Below are 17,887 nucleotides of genomic sequence, written 5' to 3'. Positions count from 1 at the left end.
TCAGCGGTTAACCAGCTTAGCCGGTAGCGCAATCACCAGCAGGCAGCTGAGCAGCAGGCAGGCGGCGAAGAACCACAGCGCGCCGCTGCTGCTGCCGGTCAGATCCAGCGCCAGCCCCATAATTGAGTTACTCACCAGCCCGGCAATATTCGCCAGCGAACAGGCCAGCGCAAAACCGGCCGCCGCCGCAGTGCCCTGCAGGAAGGTGGCGGGCAGGCTGAAAAACACCGGTACCGCACCGATCACCATCGCCTGAGCAACGGCGAACAGCAGTACCGTCACCGCCACACTGCCGCTGAAGAAGGTACTGGCCGCCAGCGCCGTCGCCGCAACGATAAACGGCACGATAATATGCCAGCGCCGCTCGCGCAGCCGGTCAGAGCTGTAACCGATCAGCAGCATGGCCAACACCGCTGCCAGGCCGGGAATAGCGGTCAGCCAGCCGATCAGGCCGATATCGCTGACGCCGGCGTTTTTAATCAGCGTGGGTAACCAGAAACCAATCGCATAGGCGCTGAGCAGAATGGAAAAGTCGATGCCGCCCAGCATCAGCACGCGGATATTTAGCAGGCCATCGCGCAGGCGTGATTTACTGCCGGTCGCCTGCTGCTGGTCGGCGGCAAGTTCCTGGGTAATCTGCCGTTTCTCCTCACCGTTCAGCCACTTTGCCTGCATCACGCCATCGGGCAGCAGCCACAGCGTCATCACGCCCAGCACCACGCTCGGCAGGCCCTCCAGCAGAAACATCCACTGCCAGCCGCGCAGGCCGTGCAGCCGATCGAAGTGGGTCATGATCCAGCCGGACAGCGGCCCGCCGATCAGGCTCGACAGCGGCAGGCCAAGCATAAACAGCGCGATAATCCGCCCGCGCCGCCACGACGGATACCAGCGGGTCAGGTAGAACAGCACACCCGGCAGGAAACCGGCTTCCGCCACGCCAAGTAAAAAACGCACCCAGTAGAACTGCGTCGGCGTCTGCACCAGCAGCGTCGCCGCCGAGAGCAGGCCCCAGCTGATCATAATGCGGGCGATCCACACACGGGCACCGACCCGCTGCAGGATCAGATTGCTCGGCACTTCAAACAGGATATAGCCGACAAAAAACAGCCCGGCTCCGAGGCCAAACGCGGCGTCGCTGAGCTGCAGATCGCTGGACATCTGCAGCCGCGCCAGCCCGACGTTGATGCGGTCAAGGTAGGCCGCCAGATAGCACAGGCATAAAAACGGGATCAGTCGCCAGGTGATCCTGCGGTAGAGAGCTGCCATATCCGCTGTTGCAGTAGCGGGCTGCGCGTGCGCGTCGGTCATCGTCTTCTCCGGGTGAGGCGTGTTCAGTGTTGTTATTGTTGGCCGGGATAATACGCGAAAAAATGGACAGATGTTGAGTGTGAATTGGGCTGAAAAGGCAGGTTAAAAACAAGGTTATTAAGTAAATTTCAATAATTACATGTAGTTGCATGGTTAAAAATGTTTGCAGTATTTGTTTTATATATTAAACATGTGCCGGGTTGCCGGGTTGCCGGGTTGCCGGGTTGCCGGGATGTCAGAGCTTATCTCCCTCAGGAGGGAGGGCTAAAATCGGTAGCAACAACAACCAGTAATGTCTTTTGTGAAAACAGGAAATTTCTTATCATCAATCGTTCACCTTAAAAGATTACGTAAATAATGACTCTTTATTTCATGAGTAAATATCCTCATGTCCTGAGTAGGTAATTTAACTATGCAGGCGGCAGGTTTTTTAAATTTCAAAAACCTCCATTTTCACCAGGTGAAGTTATAACGAAGATCAGTTGGTTTGTTTTATAATAACATCCTGTATTTATGTTGAAATTATCATTTCTCTTTCATTTTTTTACGATGCAGATTATAAAATTGAAAGATAAAATAGCCAGGAGGTTTTATTTTATTCACACTGGAAGGTTTACGCGTGGACTCTCTGGCGGGTGCTCTGGATCTTTCTGTCCTGAGCATGTTGCAGGTCAGAAATGTGAAAGCCCCGAATTAATTTTCATTAACCCGGGGCTAACCTGCTAGCCTCAACAACTACAGGTTAGTTCTCTGCTGGCCGAAAGGCAAGGAGTAAGAACGATGAAACCGCATGAAACGGATACTATCAGTCTGGTCGCGATCTGCGTGATGATTATTATCATCACCATGATTGCAAAAAATGCCCGCTGCGGCGTGTCATTCAGTCAGAACAGTATCCGGGTTGTTGCCGAAATGGCTTACGAATCCATTCGGTAAAACAACCTGTCGGCGGGGCTTCGGCTCCGCCTGTCAGTTGCTGAAGCTGCGATCTGTGAGCACCCTTTTCAGTTTATTCTGTTTAAATCCATGTCCGTCAGGGCAGGGCTAATTAATAAAATCGCTAAGCTGGCGGGTTTTACTACGTCATCTTCTGCCAGCTCGTTCAGTTATGCGCTATTAACGGAAGTCAGGCGGGTCTCTTTAAAGGCACCTGCAGCGTGGCTTTAATCCGCTCCAGCACTACCGTGGTTCTGAACCATTTGACGTTGCTGTTATCGTGGAACAGCCGCTGCGTCAGCTGCTGAAATTCGGTCATGGTGGCCACCGTGATCACCAGCATAAAGTCCGCATCGCCGGTGACGTAATAGCACTGCTGCACCTCCGGGATGGCAAACTGCTGCTTCAGCGCTGCCAGATCGTCTGCATGGGTGCGATCGACGTGCACTTCAACGATCAGCATGATCGCCTGGCCGACCTTATCCGGATCCAGCACCGCCGTGCTGGCCAGAATAAATCCCGCCTTCTTCAGCCGCTGAATGCGCCGCTGCACCGATGCCGTAGAGAGATGCACTTTTTCTGCCAGCTCGCGCAGCGGCAGGCTGTTGTCCTGTTGCAGCAGCGCCAGCAGGGCCAGGTCGAAGCTATCCGGGGCCGGGTTTTTATTCATTGCGGGAAAATTTCTCATTTTGAGTACGTATTTTGCGCCCAATTATCGGCCTGAATGCAATAAATTGCCATGCCCGTAGCATGCGGGTAAGCGGCCTGGTCGTGGCCAGGCTGAACAACAGGACACGGACAGGAGTAACGGCATTATGGCGCAGACCGGTGGGTTAAACAGTTCAGGCGGCGTGCTGCTGAACGTGATGGGGTCGGCGCTGTTCGCGCTGCTGTATGCCTGGACGCACCTGCTCGCCCCGCTAAACGGCGACGCCATCTACGGCTGGCGGATGCTGCTGACCGTGCCGTGCATGGCGCTGTTTGTGCTGGCCAGCGGGCGCTGGCACGAGGTGCGGCTGATTACCCGCCTTGCGTGCCGTTCCCTGCGCTATCTGGCGCAACGCCTGCTCTCGGCGCTGCTGCTCGGTGCCCAGCTGTGGCTGTTTATGTGGGCTCCAATCAACGGTTACGGCCTTGACGTTTCGCTCGGCTATTTTCTGCTGCCGATCAGCATGGTGATCATCGGCCGTCTGGCCTTTAAAGACCGCATCAGCCGTCTTCAGCTGCTGGCCTGCGTGCTGGCGGTGATCGGCATTGCCTGCCAGCTGGCGGTGGCGCGTACGCTCTCATGGCCAGCGCTGGTGGTCTGTCTTGGCTATCCCGGGTATTTCTGGCTGCGGCGCGTTACCGATACCAACACGCTGGGGGCGACCTGGATCGATATGGCTTTCAGCCTGCCGGTCAGCCTGCTGTTTGTGCTGCACAGCGCGGCGTCCACCGAGTGGACGGCCGCTCTGCCGTGGTTGATTGCCGGTCTGGGGACGATCAGCGCCGCGGCGCTGGTGTTGCAGGCGCTGTCGGCACCGCGTCTCAACCTGTCGCTTTTTGGCCTGCTGATCTACGTGGAACCGGTGCTGCTGGTGGTCGTGTCGCTGCTGCTTGGGGAGAGCATTCCCGCAGCCCAGTGGCCAACCTATATCGCTATCTGGCTGGCGGTACTGGCGCTGGTGGCGGAAGGCGCGGTGACCCTAAAGCGGAAATCCGCCTTCCAAAGATAACTGTCGGGCTGGGCGAGGCACCAGGTGCCCGCCAGCCCGCCGTCATAAGCTGGCGGAATGTATCCTGTGCGGTTCTGGAAGGAGGTGATCAAAAGGATGACTGGCCCAAGCGTGAAGAAAAAGTCAGGCTCTTTAGCACAAGGTATTTCGATGGGCGTATACCAGCGCAATTATCTTTTGCTTTTACTGCACTATGCGCATTTTTATTCCTGCTTACGCGCGCTTTTTGTCAACAATCGCAACCCGATTCTAAGAGGATCCTCTTATAATAGCGGGCCTTAACGGAGGCCCCGATGTCGATTTCAGAGTCCTGTAGTAGCCGAACGGCCGGATTATCCGCCGAAATCTCTCGCGGCGCGATCGCCGCCCTGCCGGTAATGCTCGGCGTGCTGCCTTTTGGTCTGCTGCTCGGTGCGCAGGCGGCGCAGAAAGGCCTTTCCGTGGCCAGCCTCGGGCTGATGACCGGCCTGAACTTTGCCGGCGGCTCGGAGTTTGCGGCGCTGGCGCTGTGGACTTCGCCGCCGCAGGTGCTGACCATCGTGCTGGTCAGCCTGCTGGTTAACAGCCGCCATCTGGTGATGGGGGCGTCGCTGGCGCCGTACCTCAGCCATCTGCCCGCCCGTAAAGTTCTGCCCGCGCTGTTCTTTATGTGTGATGAGAGCTGGGCGATCAGCATGGCCGACAGCGCGCGCCGCAGAGCCGCCGGTATTGGGCCGGCCTTCAGCGGCGGCTTTTACGCCGGGCTGGCGGGGGCGCTGTGGCTGGTGTGGATCACCTCCACCACCGCGGGTGTGATCGTCGGCCCGGCGCTGGGGGATATCAGCCGCTGGGGCTTTGATATGGCCTTCCCGGCGGTGTTCTTTGTGCTGCTGCGCGGAATGTGGAAGGGGATGCGGGCGGCGCTGCCGTGGCTGGTCAGCCTGGTGGCGGCAGCCACCACCTACCACTACGTGCCCGGCGCGGCCTATGTGCCGGTGGGGGCAATCAGTGGGCTGGCCGCGATTCTGCTGTTCGGGAAGAAGTCATGATTTCGCTGACCACCCTGACCATTGTGCTGATGGCGCTTACCACCTATCTGACCCGCGTCGCCGGCTATCTGCTGCTGCGGCGGCGCACGCTGGGGCCGCGCACCCGCGCGGTGATGGATGCCGCGCCCGGCTGCGTGCTGATTACCGTTATCGCGCCGCACTTTGTCACCACTAACCCGGCCGACCTGCTGGCGCTGGCCGTGTCACTGCTGGCCGCGATGCGCTTCTCGCTGCTGCCGGTGGTGGCGATCAGCGTGGCCGCCACCGCCGTGCTGCGCGCGCTGCTGTAAGCCGCTTCGCGCCGTGCTGCGCGCGCTGCTGTAAGCCGCTTCGCGCCGTACTGCCTGCGCTGTAGTCGCTCACTTCACCGCCGTACGGTGTGCGCTGATGTAAGCCGCTTCGCTACCGTACTGCCGGGCTGCCAGCCCACTGCGGATTTGCAGCCGTTGACCCGTTCTGCGATGGCCGGTGACGGACCGCCGGGCGCGGCTTAACGCAGCGGGATCTCGGTGGTCTGCTTGATGGTCTGCATCGGCAGGTCGGTCTTTACGCTCTGCACGCCGCGAATGCGGGTCAGATACTCGGTCTGGAAGCGGCGATAGGCGGCCAGATCGGCGGTCATCACCCGCAGGATAAAATCACAGTCGCCGACCATCAGATGGCACTCCACCACCTCCGGCATCGCCCGCACTTCGCGCGAGAAGTGATCCACCGTATCGGCATCCTGGCTGGTCAGCCAGATGCGCACAAACACCGTCATCTCCATCCCCACCGCCTTCGGGTTGAGGATCGCCGCGTAGCGCTCGATGGCGCCCGCCTCCTCCAGCGCCTTCACCCGCCGCAGGCAGGGGGAGGGGGAGAGGCCGACTTTCTCGGCCAGCGCATTATTGGCGATGCGGCCATCCTTTTGCAGTTCGGCCAGAATCGCCCGATCGGTTTTATCCAGTTTTAACATCGTTTATGCCAGGATTTTCATGAAGGGCGATATCATAACCTGAAGCGCGGTGCCGATGGATGAGTAAATCGATCGCGCCGCGCGGTAAAACACTTCATTTATGCTGAAGCGGCCTGCCGCTAATCACCGCAAATTCGCCTGCCGGAGATCGCCGATCGGCAAACTGACGCGATCGGTTGGCTGATTAACCATCGATAGCGACTTCGTTTAATAAAGTCGTAACATTATCATTTATCGTTACTTTTTCTCCCTCTCACTATTAAGTTCAGCGCCTGACTGCCGATAACTTCAGCAATTTTCCTCATTTTACGGATGATCCCTGCCATGTCGCTATTGAGTAATTTGTCTGTTTCCAGAAAGTTGCTGGTGGGGTTCGGCACCCTGCTGGCGTTTATCGTGCTGCTGTTTGCCGTTAACCAGTACAGCTACTCGACCATTAAAGGATCGATGGCGCGCACGGCGACGGTCAACGATCTCTACGACAGCAACCTGGCCATCGCCGGGGTGAATAAAAACTACGTCACCAGCCGCGATCCGCAGGCGATGAACGCCTATCGCGAACTGCAGGGCAGGATCGCCGCGATGATCGACAGCGTGGTGCCGGAAGATCTGCAGGGCGACCGCCAGGTGTGGGAGAAATTCGTCAGCCAGCAGCAGCACTACTTCAAAACGCACGCGGAGACGCTGGAAAAAACCGCCGGTGCCGGTGCGCTGGAACAGCTGGACGCGCAGCAAAAGCTGCTGCTGGACGACCTCAACGTGGTGCTGGCCGGCGAGATGGACCGCCTGGCCGCTGGGCTTGACCGCAACAACCTGATCTTCTCGCTGGTGGCGCTGCTGGCGGCGATCGCCGGCATGCTGGTGATGCGGGCGATCTCGCGCAGCATTACGCGGCCGCTGGCCGAGGCGCTGGCGGGAATTGAAGCGAGCGGGCGCGGCGATATGACCACCGCGTTTAAGGAGCGCTATCACCGGGATGACGTTGGCGCGCTGCTGACCGGCCTGAAAAGTACCGCGATTAACGTCAGCCAGATGCTGGGCCAGATCCGCAGCGGCGCCGGTTCGGTGGCCAGTGCCGCCTCACAGATCGCGGCGGGCAATCAGGACCTCTCCTCACGCACCGAAGAGCAGGCCAGCGCGCTGGAGCAGACCGCCTCGGCGCTGGGGCAGCTGACCGCCACGGTGGAAAACACCGCCGACAACGCCCGCCAGGTGCAGCGGCTGGTGGCGGAAGGGGGCGGCATTATGCAGCGCAACACCGCCATGATGCAGAAAACCACCGAACAGGTGCAGGGCATCCACCAGTCTGCACAGAAAATGTCGGAGATTATCAACGTCATTGAGGCAATCGCTTTCCAGACCAATATCCTCGCCCTTAACGCGGCGGTGGAAGCCGCCCGCGCCGGCGAGCAGGGCAAAGGCTTTGCGGTCGTCGCCGGTGAGGTGCGCAGCCTGGCGCAGAAGAGCGCCACCGCCGCGAAAGATATCAAAGCGCTGATCGACGCCTCGGTAACCCAGGCCGGAACCGGGCGGCAGCTGATTGAACAGACCGGTGCGGTGATCCGCGAGATGGTCGGCAACGCCGGCGACGTGGAACGGCTGATCAACGACATCGCCCGCGCCGCCCACGAACAGAGCGACGGCATCCGCCAGATTAACCAGGCTATCGGCCAGATCGACACCACCACCCAGCAGAACGCCGCGCTGGTGGAAGAGTCCGCCAGCGCCGCCCACGCCATGTCGGCACAGGCCGCGGTAATGGCGGAGCTGGTGGGCGAATTTAAGCTGCGCGAGAGAAGCGGTGACGCGGATGCGGGCCGATCGGCCGGGCCCGGCGCAGGGCGTAAGCCTGAGCTGAAAAGACCGCAGCCGGCGCTGATTGCGGCGAAGACCGGGGGCGGGGATGAGAACTGGAGTTCGTTCTGATTCATTACGCTAAAAGACTAATCAAGGCCCCTGTGGGGCCTTTTTTCATTTGCCTGCACACAGGAAGAGGCTGAACATGAATAACCAGCAGGTGCACGACTCTCTGCAGGCCCAGATGAGGGAGCTGGCGGCTAAACGTTAAGAGAGAGTTTGCGAACCTTTATCATCAATGAAGCGAAAATTTTTGCTGTAACCGCTCTTCAATGTCTAAAATAGAACCAATATTCAATTTTTGAGCGTAGTTTATGGCAATCACCCGCCCCCCCTCACCTCCATTGAGCTCAGACATCAGCATGGCGACGCTGACGCATTACAACCGCTATAACCGGCTGGTTGATGATAAAGGCCGCTATCTGCCGTTTGATGATTTTCAGTATCGCCTTGCGCCCGGCGACGATCCCGCGATGGCCTGGCACTTTACGCGTATGGCCCGCGACGCGGCCATCCAGCGCATTGCCTACCGCAACGAGCGGGGACAGCAGGCCGGGTTTAACCTGACGCAGGGCATCCTTGCCGCGCTGGAGCAGGTCGACAGATACACCACCCGACCCGCGCTGGAGGATATTCGCCGCCGCCTGAGCGCCAGCGGCGCAGAGCTGGCCCCGCTGCGGTTCAGTGAGGCCATCACCAGCTCGCAGCTGGAAGGCGCGAATACCACCACGCTGGTGGCGCGGGAGATGCTCTCCAGCGGACGGCGCGCGCGCACGAAAGGCGAGCAGATGATCGCCGGTAACGCCCGGCTGATGAGTGAGATTGCGGAACATCTGCAGCAACCGCTGACCGTGGATCTGATCCGCCACTTTCACGCGGTGGGGATGAGCGGCATTAATGACAAAACCTACACGCCGGGGCTGTTCCGCGAAACTGACGACGTGGTGATTGCCGGCCGGGACGGCGAGATTATTTATCGCCCACCGGCGGCAGACACCATTCTGAGCCGGCTGGAGGCCGTCTGCGCCTGGGCTAACGAATCGACCGACTACGTTCACCCGATGATCCGCGCCAGCATCCTGCACTTTATGATCGCCCATGAGCACCCGTTCCGCGACGGCAACGGCCGCACCAGCCGCGCGCTGTTCTACTGGTTTATGCTCAGGTCGGGTTACGAGGCCTTTCGCTACCTGTCGATCAGCAGCCTGCTGCACAACGCGCCGGTGCGATATGCACACAGCTACCAGTACACCGAAACGGACGGGATGGACCTGACCTACTTCCTTGATTATCAGGCCAGTATTATCACCCGGGCGGTTAACGGACTGCTGGAACATATCGACTCGCTGGTTAATCGCCGCGCCGCGCTGGATCGCCGCCTGTTCGAATCCGGCGCGCTCAGCCGTCTGACGCCGCGCCAGGTGACACTGGTCAACGTGCTGTCAGCCACGCCCGGCAAAACCTTTACCGGCGCGGAAGTCGCCGAGGCGCTGGGCATCTCCCCACAAACCGCGCGGCGCGATCTGCGGGTGCTGGTGGGGGAGGGGCTGGTGGTGGCGGTTAGCGCGAATGAGCAGCTGGTGACTTACAGGGCTTTGTAAAAGAAGGTGGTGCCATCCAGCGCACCTGCCGAGCTGCGTGCAAAGCCGGGGATATGGCCTGCCTGATAGCCCAGTTTGCGATACAGCGTTGACGCCGTATCCCCCGTGCGGGTATCCAGTACCAGCAGGGTGCGCTGATTAGCCTGCACCTGCCTTTCCAGTTCGGCCATCAGCTGCTGTGCCACGCCACGCTGACGAAATGCCGTATGCACCATCAGTTTTTCCACCTCGGCACGGTGGCTGCCGTTTTTCTTTCCGCAGTAGCTAATCTGCACCGCACCGGCGATACGGCCTGCATCACGCGCAACCAGCAGGGTGCGGCCACCTTCAGCCAGATCGGCGGCAACCCCATGCCAGTAGCGTTGTGCTTCCCCGGTTTCCAGCGGGGCGAGAAAGCCAACAGAGGCGCCGCTTTCCACGCAGTCGGTTAACAGGGATACCAGTTCGTTTAACTCGTTATGGCTGGCCGAGAGAGTGTTTAGTTGCTCGATTTGCATTTTCTCTTCCTTGAGGGGGAATTTGTTGGGATTGTGCGGAGTTCGCTGGTGAGGGATGACTGGTCGCTCGTTTCGAACCGCATGCAGTGGGATTAAGATTCGTTTTGCAGCAAAACTACGCTCATATTCCGAAATTTGGGCATACTTTTTTTGTATGACTTATTCATCCAGAGGCAAAGAGATACGCTGGAGGAGCGCTTTTCTGCCAGATTAGCGGGCAAGTCCAACGGCTTTCGCCAGTGCCAAGTTTTGTTTGAGTTGATGCTCTATTTTTTGCACGGAAGCACCCGTCTCAATTGCGGTTGAACTGGCAACGGCACGGCAGATTTGGGATTGGGTGATCTGACTCTTTGTGGTTTTTTTTGCCATGTTGCAAGCCTCGTTGGTTTAGTGCTGATTCTGGATCGGTGAGGTACGGTGCACAAGGCTTAATAGTTATGTAAACATCCTTGTTCACATTATCTGTTTACTAAGAAGATCATGAAAGCTAACTAATTCGATAAGATCCATCTTCCATCTTAGTTCCGTCCGTCTCAGCATCCCTTTCAAACATCATTTGAATACTCGTCTCCAAAACTTCTCCGCCAGGTTCAGATTGATCTTCTCTTAAAGCAGCCTGCAACTGTGAGATATCACCTGCACTGTCACCCATTGGCCAGAGCGCCGCGCGTGCCAGGTTTCTTTTGCGTGACATAAGTCCCTGGAGTAAGCAGTCGAAAGAGTGCTCCTGATAACCAGCGTGTATGGCCATCGGCATATGGATCTGAACCTGATGCCGTTGGCCGATGCGGTGCACGCGGTCATTACACTGTTCTTCTACTGCCGGGTTCCACCAGCGGGACAAGTGAATAACATGAGTAGCAGCCGTTAACGTTAAGCCTGTTCCCGCGGCTTTTGGACCAAGCACTAACAGATCGAAACCACGATCGTGTTCCAGATGACCCTGGAATCGTTTTACAATTTCATGTCGTTTCTTAATTGGCGTATCACCATTAATATGGTCAATACTTTCAAGGCCAAATTCCTGGCGGGCCAGCTCCATAAAACGGAATTGCATTTTTCGGTGTTCAATGAAAACCAGCACGCGTTCACCTTTCTCCTTGATACGATGCAGGATTTCAAAACAGGCGTTGAGTCGTGCTGACGCATCAATAAAGCTCTGATTGTCGCCACGCATTTCCATCGCAGGATGAACGGAAACACCGCGTATGTGCTGCAGCATTTTCAGTGCGGCACCTGCACCACCCTGTGAGAGTTTTAGCCTGGCTGTTTCGTAAGCAATTGCTTGCCCCTCAGGCATCAGGCGTGGATGAAGGAATCGTGTTTTTGCTGGCAGCTCTTTCGCAACATCTTCTTTTAAGCGACGGAACGCTAAAGGCGGTAGCTGATTGCGAGATTCAAAGACCTGCTGATACAGTTGCAGCATATTCTGCTTATCAGGTGCGCTATAAATGGTATGGAATTCACGCTGTGTCTTCAGGGAACCAGGAGCCAGCTGATCCATAACCGCCCACAGATCCATCGTCGTATTCTCGATGGGTGTACCTGTCAGACCAATTCGGTAGCCAGCATTTATGGCACGAGCTGCACGGGCACGTAGTGAGTCAGGGTTTTTGATCGCCTGAATCTCATCAAAAACCACGGCCGAAAAGTGAATTCTTGCCAGGGAGTGCTGATAATTCGTCAGGGTGGTGTAGGTCGTTAATATCCAAAAACGATGACCTTTACCCTCACTGATTGATTCATTTAGCTGTCGAAAATTAAGAAGTGTATTGCCATCTTTTGTTTCGATACCCTTCGCATTGAAGTCCTTAAACTGACTCAATGATGAACCATATAATTTAAGTAAACAGCCGAGCCCTTCGCCATCAACGTGCTGTTTCACCTCAGCGCTCCAGTTTTCCAGCAGAGAAGTCGGGGCCACAATCAATACTGGGCCACGATCTTTATTGCTGGCTGTGCTGAGGTTATTGTTCTCTTTTAACCAGCGCAAAAAAGCAATGGTTTGCAGCGTCTTACCCAATCCTTGCTCATCTGCATTCAAAATGCCGGGCATGCCGGATTTCCACGACGAAAGTTGCAGGTTAAAGCTTTCCAGCTGATGTGGTCGTAACGCAGTTTTCACGCCAGCTGGCAGTTGATCACCAATAAACACTGGGCGTTCTTTACGGTTGGGCTGCCAGGATAATTCTTCGAAGTTGTCTTTAGTATCCAAAATAACCGTAGCGGGAGGAAGGTCATCTACTGCTGGATCATCTTCGTAACTGCTTTTTTCCGTAATGTCTTCCATCTCTTTAAGAGCAGCCAGGCGCTTTTCAAGTGCGCGTAACGTATCTTCTGAAGCATGAAGTGGATAAGAAGCAACCTCCACTTCACCCTGCAAGGCGTCTATAGCATCGCGAATCTGTTCGCAGACGCCCGCCAGCTCCTGGCTATCCATCGCATCTATAATTTTGGCGAGGGCATCAGGGATGACCTCCGGCAACCATACCGTTTCTGTGGTCATGGATGCGGAAACAGCTCCTTTGCGGTAATGCAAAATGCCTTTAACGCGCTCAGAATACTCAATGGTTTCGATAAATGCCGGACCTGCTGCGGCTTCAATCGCTTCCTCTTCTTCAGCATCATCGAGCCCTTCCAGCTTGCCTGATTGCCTCAGATACTTCTCGACAGCATCGGTGATCGCAGGTCGCGGGTTTTCGATAAATGCACGTCGCTCTTCAGGTGAAGACTTTTGCTTCTGCACCATGACATCAAGAATGGGGCGAACGCTTCGATCAATGACCAGATAGTTGCCCTCGCCAACGCGATAAGCGGAAAGTGCCCCTTGAGTTCTGACACGCTGCTGGAAACGACGTAAGGTTTGATGATTCAGTTCTCCCGCCGTTTCGCTAACCGCTTCTCCGTTATTTTCCAGTTCCTCTACGCTCCTGGCAGAGAAAGGGACGATCTCGAAATCGTCTGTGCCATTTTGGCTGGTGGAAATGGAAAAACGATCGGCAATACGGACTTCTAAACCCTGCATAAAGTCGGTCATTGAAACGCGAACGGCATCGATCTCACTGCCCATCTGGACGCCGGGATCGAGGGCCTGACGGAAGCGCGCCAGCGATTCCCAGTCGGACGCCTCTCCGCCGCCTTGTGTAAAGTTTTCAGCAACGTCAACGGCCTCCATCATCCACAATGGCAGCCGGCGGTAACCCTGGGATGTGGATAAAATTGATCCGGTTCGGCGTGGTAACTGGCGGACTCCGTTACGTAGCCACTCATGCTGGAGACGGAACGTCTCGCTGCCAATTGAACCCTCAATATCCGTTTTCAACGTCAAATCGACGAGAGGAGGCAGGCCAAGTGTCTGAGCCGTTTCTGAATCTAGCCGCCCTGCCAGTGAATGGCTCATGACAATAGCATCACCACTGATGTGCAGGGATTCTGAAAATTCTTCTGCCAGCGCTTTTAAATCGGCAACGGCGAAAGCTAAGGCGCGATCGTCATGGGTCAGTCCAGAGATTGTCGCAGATTGCTGTTTCTTTAACAGGCGACTAATGAAGCTCTGTTTTTCCACGGCAATACTGAGGGTAATTGCTTCTGCATTATGATCGAAGGTGAATGTCATGAAAGATGCCCAATTTGATTACGTACTTTGTCAGTCCAGCTCTGGCCGAGATGTGCAATGCGTGTTACGTCAGGAATGGTTTTAATTAAATTTGCATCGTATTTTTCCTGAAACAGGGCAGGTGCTTTTTTATCTTCACTTCTAAAAATATGGACTTTGTAAGTATGGGAACCTTCGACAACAATACATTTACCAATCTGCAGAATGAGCAATGAGGTATTATCCCGATAGCCTCCGGCAGTTTGACTGCCAAAATTCAGCGTTGAAGAATCTTTCATGGAACTTTTCATTTCTTTCGCTTTTCGAGATGCCATGTCACTAAATGCAACCCAGGCTGCCGTGATTTTGCCTTCGTTATAAAGCCCCAACCAAAATTTACGCCGTGGTTCCCACATATGGCTGTCTTCGACTTTCGATACGACATCGAGGAAGAACATAATATTCTCACGCGTCAGCCAATTGATGATTAGATTCCTGCAGAGCTCATCGACACTGCCCCATGCACCACCGCGACTCAGGCGCGGATCCCCGTAAAAATTCACAAGCGTTTCGGTCAGATAGCGCGACAATTCTTCATCAGGCTGTTTATGCACCCAGTGTGATAATAATGCGTTGATGGCTTCAGCTGCACCATTCATCAACGCGTTACTTCTTCCATCGGGTTTCAACCAGTCAAAAAGTTTCTCAATGGCGGATCTTTCCTGCAACTCTGGAGCGATCAACGCGATATACGCAATGTGAGCATATGACATCAACCCCGGATCGTGCGGCCGTGTAATGCCAAACTGCTTAAGCTCCTTCCAGGGGGAAGCCATGTTTACCATCTTTCCTGCCAGCGCCTGATGCGCCTGCTCAGCATCAAAGAATTCTGGTAACTGGCCAAGAACCTGTTTCCATTTATCGCTCATATGCACACTGGCAATATCCAGGCCGTTTTTTATTTTTTTTGTGTGTGCTGAACCCGGTTCGTAACTGCGGATATAGGCCGATATCATTGCAGAAATGAAGGATGGTGAATCCGTCACTATCGTTTCCCGCAGATAGAACGCCTGTAGTGCAGAAAAGTCATCCCGATCTCTGAACTCTTTATCGAAAACAATCGGTGCGCCTGAGCAGATCAATGACATCTTTACATCATCCCACAGCCAGTTCTCTACATAGCTAAGCAGCTTGCGTAGCACCTTTTCACGATCGCGTTCGGCAACCTCTCTCACCACATCGGGCCAGCGCTCGTGAATAGCATGAACTTTCGCTGACAGGCCTTTTGAGACGGGCAAAGCAGGCTGGAAAAGGGATGCTGGCTTTAGAAAGACATCGCTCAGTTTCATGGCGCACTCTTCTTTAAGGGGTCTATCAGGCGTTTGCGTATCTCTTCAATCTCAGCGGCATTAGCAGGTGTATGCATAATGATGCGAAGATCGATGCGACGATTCATCGCCATATTCTGCGGTGTGTCATTGGGCTGAACCGGTCGCATTTTTCCGTAGCCTGCCACAGAGAGCACCGGCTGCCTGCGCATATTAAAATGCGCGACCAGATTGGGTGCAGCAGAGAGCATGGTGGTGAAGGTGGTGATAGCACGGTTAGTCGAAAGATTCAGGTTGTAAACGTCTTCTCCCTTTGAGTCCGTATGCCCCTCTATCTGAACGGCTTCGATGATGGCAAATGAAGGGTTACAGCCTGGATTCCATCCTCCGTTCTGGCTGAAGGTGTAGCAGGGCAGGAGTGAGTTAAGCGTTTTCGCCAGCGCTTCAACAATATTTCGTTTGTCATCACTCAGCGTAAAGCTGTTACTGGTGAACAACCCCTCACCCTGGAAACGCAGTGTCCCTTCTTCCGGAACAACGTCGACCGGCAATTCAGGAAATGACCGCTTAAGGTTATTGCGCAGTTGGTACAGCAAATTGAGACGGGCAGCGGCCGCCTGTGACATATACTGCTCCAGAGGGTCGACCTGCTTCAATAATGCAACCTCGGCGCGCAGGTCTTCGATGGTTTTATCACGTGTCTGCACGGCCTGAACATATTCATCACGCGGTACGGTGTTTTTATCGTTGTAGCGGCTGGCAAAGAAAGCGAGCAGGATCATAACGATAAAAAGAAAACTTACCGTCATGTCCGTCATTGAGACAAAGACGGACTCTTCTTCCTCGTCATTTGAACGCTTGCGGCTGGCGCTGGCCCTCATGACATCCGTTCCTGTTTAGGCGCGAAGTTTTCAGCCTGATCGACAATACTCTGCATCGTGTCCAGAGCTGGCATTAGCTCAGCCTGCATGGTCTTCACATGATCAAAGAGCGTTTCTACCGATGTTGCGACCTGCTGTTGATAGTTATCGAACGCTTTACCCAGTTTCTCATCAATACTATCCAACCGTTCTCCCTGGCCGCCTAGCGCCGAAATCAAAGATTGCAGATTTTTCAGCGTAGATTCAATCGCACGATGCTGCCCACCCAGCGTTTCCTGTGCCGCTGATAGCGTCATCGCGGATTGCTCAGCGTTGGTTTTGGCTGCGCTGGCAATAGCGGAAAGGCTATTTTCACTGCTCTCGCGCAGTTGACGCGTGCTGACCTCAATCCGTTCAACCATCGCTCGTACTGGATTAGTTGCATCGGTTAATGACTGGGCCGAGATACGGAAACTGCCGGATGCATTTTCTGAGGCGACAGCCCCTTCTTTTATTCCGTCAGAAGCACGACGTAAGGCCGTGCTGGTTTCTGTCAGCATCTCTGTTACGCCTTCAAGCTTTTCCGCAATGGTTGAAAGCGGTGAGAGCAATTCGCTGCTCGCTTTCTGTGTCATCAGGTCTGTCGCTTTGCTGATTTCCCCAGCCGTGTGACTAAAAGCACCCAACACCTGAGTTGCTGCCATGTCAATTGCCCCGCTGGCCTGAGACGCCGATTCTGACATACGCGCGTGCGCCGCTTCTGCACCCTGTTTTGCTGCAGTTTCCAGCTCGGTGCGAATACCCAGTGCAGCAGCCTTCATATCCGCAGCGGCTTCACCCATAGCACGTGCGCCATCACCGGTATTATCCCGGATGCCTTGCAGGGTGGTGTTCATGGTTGCCAGCAGGTTTTCGGCACCCTGATTAAACGCTGTGGTTGCCGTTTCTGTTGTTTGCTGCATACCTTCACGCAAAGTTTCAACCGCCTGACCCAGGCGCCCAATCGCGCTCTCCATCTCGTTACCCATTTTTCCGGAGCTTTGATCCATACGCTCCGCCAGCAGTTTAATCTGATCCCCTGCCAGGGAAATACGTTCGCTGGCTTGAGCCAGGGCCCGGCCGACATCTTCAGAGAAGCGCGAGGAGAGGTTTTGCACCATTTCTCCAACGCCATCATTGCCCATCCGGCTCACCTGCTGGATGACGGGAGTAATCGCTGCGCTGATTGATTCAGATATCGCTCTGGGCAGATCTTCGCGAAGTGGGCGTCCAATCTCCGCCACCATTTCCAGGCCAAGCTTGCGAAAATGCTCGCGGCTTTCAATTGTCGCCTTAAGCTGGCGAATCGAGAGATCTTCCAGGCTGATAAAGGTCAGACGTTTTTCAATCAGACTGTTAAGGCTGTGTACGGCGTTTTCCAGCTGCGTCGTTCCCCGACGCAGCCCTATAGTAAAGACGATTGAACAGCACAGACCTGTCAGCGACATGATGAATTTAGCGGAAGCTATAGTCAGCAGCCCTTCCAGCGCTGAACTGCCGCCATCGTCCAGAGAGGTGCTCATCGAGTTAAGCGCGGAAATCAGACCGAGGAAGGTCAGTGACAGACCAACCGTCACGAACAGACCGGGCACAATGCGCCAGAAACCCTGCGTGAAGTGCAAATCGTCGAGATTAAAAAACTGACTGGGGCGAACCGCATTGCGTACGATCGTATCACCGTCCCGATCGTCAACAACGTGGGTTTCGCGATATTCACGCCAGGCGTCGGCCACGTTTTTCTGCTCTTCAGTACCTTGCAGGCCAGCAATACCAAAATCCACTTCATCGATATGCTGGCTGAATTCCCTCTCCTGTTCGGGCGAGCGTGCAATGATGGCATGAATGCCATTCAGGGCTGCCCGGCGGCGCTTAACTAGCCGTCGCCACTGTACAACCGCACCGCAGAGGACAACGACCAGTAAAATAGTCATATAGCCGGGAACGGGATCATACTTAAGCCATGAAGCGAGGAACAAAATGCCGTCGCGTACCAGAATGCCAGGAGCCGCTAAAAATTCCATCTTCTACACCATCAATCACTTAAAAGGAGGGTTTTTTCTTTTGAGATTACTCTAATGGATTTCTTTGTCTTTATCTATAATCCGCTATTTCAACTTGTCTTTATGGCAGGTTTTTATTTTTTTATTTTAAATCAGAAGATTATG

General features: G+C 55.1%; 15 protein-coding genes. 6 read left to right on the top strand and 9 right to left on the bottom strand.

All coding sequences use genetic code 11. From position 1 onward, the window contains the following. Complete coding sequence (locus NV64_RS05110) at positions 1-1,308, bottom strand: MFS transporter (protein ID WP_101505458.1); 1,308 nt, start codon at positions 1,306-1,308, stop codon at positions 1-3. Between the two features lie 780 nt (positions 1,309-2,088). On the opposite strand from NV64_RS05110, the gene NV64_RS23100 reads away from it, so the two are divergent. Next, a complete protein-coding gene (locus NV64_RS23100; protein WP_146005448.1) occupies positions 2,089-2,244 on the top strand; it encodes a Hok/Gef family protein in 156 nt (51 codons plus the stop codon). A 190-nt stretch (positions 2,245-2,434) separates the two neighbouring features. Here the strand turns inward: NV64_RS23100 and NV64_RS05105 are convergent, their stop codons facing one another. Next, positions 2,435-2,914 (bottom strand): Lrp/AsnC family transcriptional regulator, encoded by a 480-nt coding sequence (locus tag NV64_RS05105; protein ID WP_101505457.1) that lies wholly within the window; start codon positions 2,912-2,914, stop codon positions 2,435-2,437. Positions 2,915-3,059: 145 nt separating this feature from the next. Between NV64_RS05105 and rarD the strand changes: the two genes are divergently transcribed. The 3 genes from rarD (at position 3,060) to NV64_RS05090 (ending at position 5,280) form a co-directional block, all read left to right on the top strand. Next, complete coding sequence (gene rarD / locus NV64_RS05100; RefSeq protein WP_056235632.1) at positions 3,060-3,962, top strand: EamA family transporter RarD; 903 nt, start codon at positions 3,060-3,062, stop codon at positions 3,960-3,962. A 293-nt stretch (positions 3,963-4,255) separates the two neighbouring features. After that, a complete protein-coding gene (locus NV64_RS05095; protein WP_056235635.1) occupies positions 4,256-4,990 on the top strand; it encodes an AzlC family ABC transporter permease in 735 nt (244 codons plus the stop codon). After that, entirely contained in the window at positions 4,987-5,280 is a 294-nt protein-coding gene (locus NV64_RS05090) for an AzlD family protein (RefSeq protein ID WP_056235637.1), read from the top strand. Before NV64_RS05095 ends, NV64_RS05090 begins: the two co-directional genes overlap by 4 nt. 200 nt (positions 5,281-5,480) lie before the next feature. Here the strand turns inward: NV64_RS05090 and NV64_RS05085 are convergent, their stop codons facing one another. After that, positions 5,481-5,945, bottom strand: coding sequence for an Lrp/AsnC family transcriptional regulator (locus NV64_RS05085; RefSeq protein ID WP_056235641.1), 465 nt, complete (start codon positions 5,943-5,945; stop codon positions 5,481-5,483). Positions 5,946-6,287: 342 nt separating this feature from the next. On the opposite strand from NV64_RS05085, the gene NV64_RS05080 reads away from it, so the two are divergent. After that, entirely contained in the window at positions 6,288-7,871 is a 1,584-nt protein-coding gene (locus NV64_RS05080; protein ID WP_233208925.1) for a methyl-accepting chemotaxis protein, read from the top strand. Positions 7,872-8,116: 245 nt separating this feature from the next. Further along, complete coding sequence (locus NV64_RS05075) at positions 8,117-9,403, top strand: Fic family protein (protein WP_101505456.1); 1,287 nt, start codon at positions 8,117-8,119, stop codon at positions 9,401-9,403. Here the strand turns inward: NV64_RS05075 and NV64_RS05070 are convergent. The 6 genes from NV64_RS05070 to NV64_RS05045 form a co-directional block, all read right to left on the bottom strand. Beyond that, positions 9,388-9,900, bottom strand: a complete 513-nt coding sequence (locus tag NV64_RS05070; RefSeq protein WP_101505455.1) for a GNAT family N-acetyltransferase — start codon at positions 9,898-9,900, stop codon at positions 9,388-9,390. The genes NV64_RS05075 and NV64_RS05070 overlap by 16 nt on opposite strands. A 210-nt stretch (positions 9,901-10,110) precedes the next feature. Further along, positions 10,111-10,269, bottom strand: a complete 159-nt coding sequence (locus NV64_RS05065) for a hypothetical protein (protein ID WP_101505454.1) — start codon at positions 10,267-10,269, stop codon at positions 10,111-10,113. A gap of 118 nt (positions 10,270-10,387) precedes the next feature. Next, a complete protein-coding gene (locus tag NV64_RS05060; protein ID WP_101505453.1) occupies positions 10,388-13,516 on the bottom strand; it encodes a DEAD/DEAH box helicase in 3,129 nt (1,042 codons plus the stop codon). After that, complete coding sequence (locus tag NV64_RS05055) at positions 13,513-14,844, bottom strand: EH signature domain-containing protein (protein WP_101505452.1); 1,332 nt, start codon at positions 14,842-14,844, stop codon at positions 13,513-13,515. Before NV64_RS05055 ends, NV64_RS05060 begins: the two co-directional genes overlap by 4 nt. Continuing rightward, a complete protein-coding gene (locus tag NV64_RS05050; protein WP_101505451.1) occupies positions 14,841-15,704 on the bottom strand; it encodes an OmpA family protein in 864 nt (287 codons plus the stop codon). Before NV64_RS05050 ends, NV64_RS05055 begins: the two co-directional genes overlap by 4 nt. Then, the gene (locus NV64_RS05045; RefSeq protein WP_101505450.1) at positions 15,701-17,743 is read right to left on the bottom strand and encodes a hypothetical protein; all 2,043 of its coding nucleotides are present in this window, start codon (positions 17,741-17,743) and stop codon (positions 15,701-15,703) included. The genes NV64_RS05050 and NV64_RS05045 overlap by 4 nt, the downstream gene beginning before the upstream one ends. Between the last annotated feature and the right edge of the window lie 144 nt (positions 17,744-17,887).

Source organism: Erwinia sp. B116 (genome assembly GCF_002865965.1).
Lineage (GTDB): Bacteria > Pseudomonadota > Gammaproteobacteria > Enterobacterales > Enterobacteriaceae > Erwinia.
Note: the sequence above shows the minus strand (reverse complement) of the source record. Positions and strands in the feature narration are given on the sequence as shown.

Excerpts from the sequence above, each read along its gene's own strand:
- NV64_RS05110 (WP_101505458.1), bottom strand. The coding sequence starts at position 1,308 with ATGACCGACGCGCACGCGCAGCCCGCTACTGCAACAGCGGATATGGCA.
- NV64_RS23100 (WP_146005448.1), top strand. The coding sequence starts at position 2,089 with ATGAAACCGCATGAAACGGATACTATCAGTCTGGTCGCGATCTGCGTG.
- NV64_RS05105 (WP_101505457.1), bottom strand. The coding sequence starts at position 2,914 with ATGAATAAAAACCCGGCCCCGGATAGCTTCGACCTGGCCCTGCTGGCG.
- rarD (WP_056235632.1), top strand. The coding sequence starts at position 3,060 with ATGGCGCAGACCGGTGGGTTAAACAGTTCAGGCGGCGTGCTGCTGAAC.
- NV64_RS05095 (WP_056235635.1), top strand. The coding sequence starts at position 4,256 with ATGTCGATTTCAGAGTCCTGTAGTAGCCGAACGGCCGGATTATCCGCC.
- NV64_RS05090 (WP_056235637.1), top strand. The coding sequence starts at position 4,987 with ATGATTTCGCTGACCACCCTGACCATTGTGCTGATGGCGCTTACCACC.
- NV64_RS05085 (WP_056235641.1), bottom strand. The coding sequence starts at position 5,945 with ATGTTAAAACTGGATAAAACCGATCGGGCGATTCTGGCCGAACTGCAA.
- NV64_RS05075 (WP_101505456.1), top strand. The coding sequence starts at position 8,117 with ATGGCAATCACCCGCCCCCCCTCACCTCCATTGAGCTCAGACATCAGC.
- NV64_RS05070 (WP_101505455.1), bottom strand. The coding sequence starts at position 9,900 with ATGCAAATCGAGCAACTAAACACTCTCTCGGCCAGCCATAACGAGTTA.
- NV64_RS05065 (WP_101505454.1), bottom strand. The coding sequence starts at position 10,269 with ATGGCAAAAAAAACCACAAAGAGTCAGATCACCCAATCCCAAATCTGC.
- NV64_RS05060 (WP_101505453.1), bottom strand. The coding sequence starts at position 13,516 with ATGACATTCACCTTCGATCATAATGCAGAAGCAATTACCCTCAGTATT.
- NV64_RS05055 (WP_101505452.1), bottom strand. The coding sequence starts at position 14,844 with ATGAAACTGAGCGATGTCTTTCTAAAGCCAGCATCCCTTTTCCAGCCT.
- NV64_RS05050 (WP_101505451.1), bottom strand. The coding sequence starts at position 15,704 with ATGAGGGCCAGCGCCAGCCGCAAGCGTTCAAATGACGAGGAAGAAGAG.
- NV64_RS05045 (WP_101505450.1), bottom strand. The coding sequence starts at position 17,743 with ATGGAATTTTTAGCGGCTCCTGGCATTCTGGTACGCGACGGCATTTTG.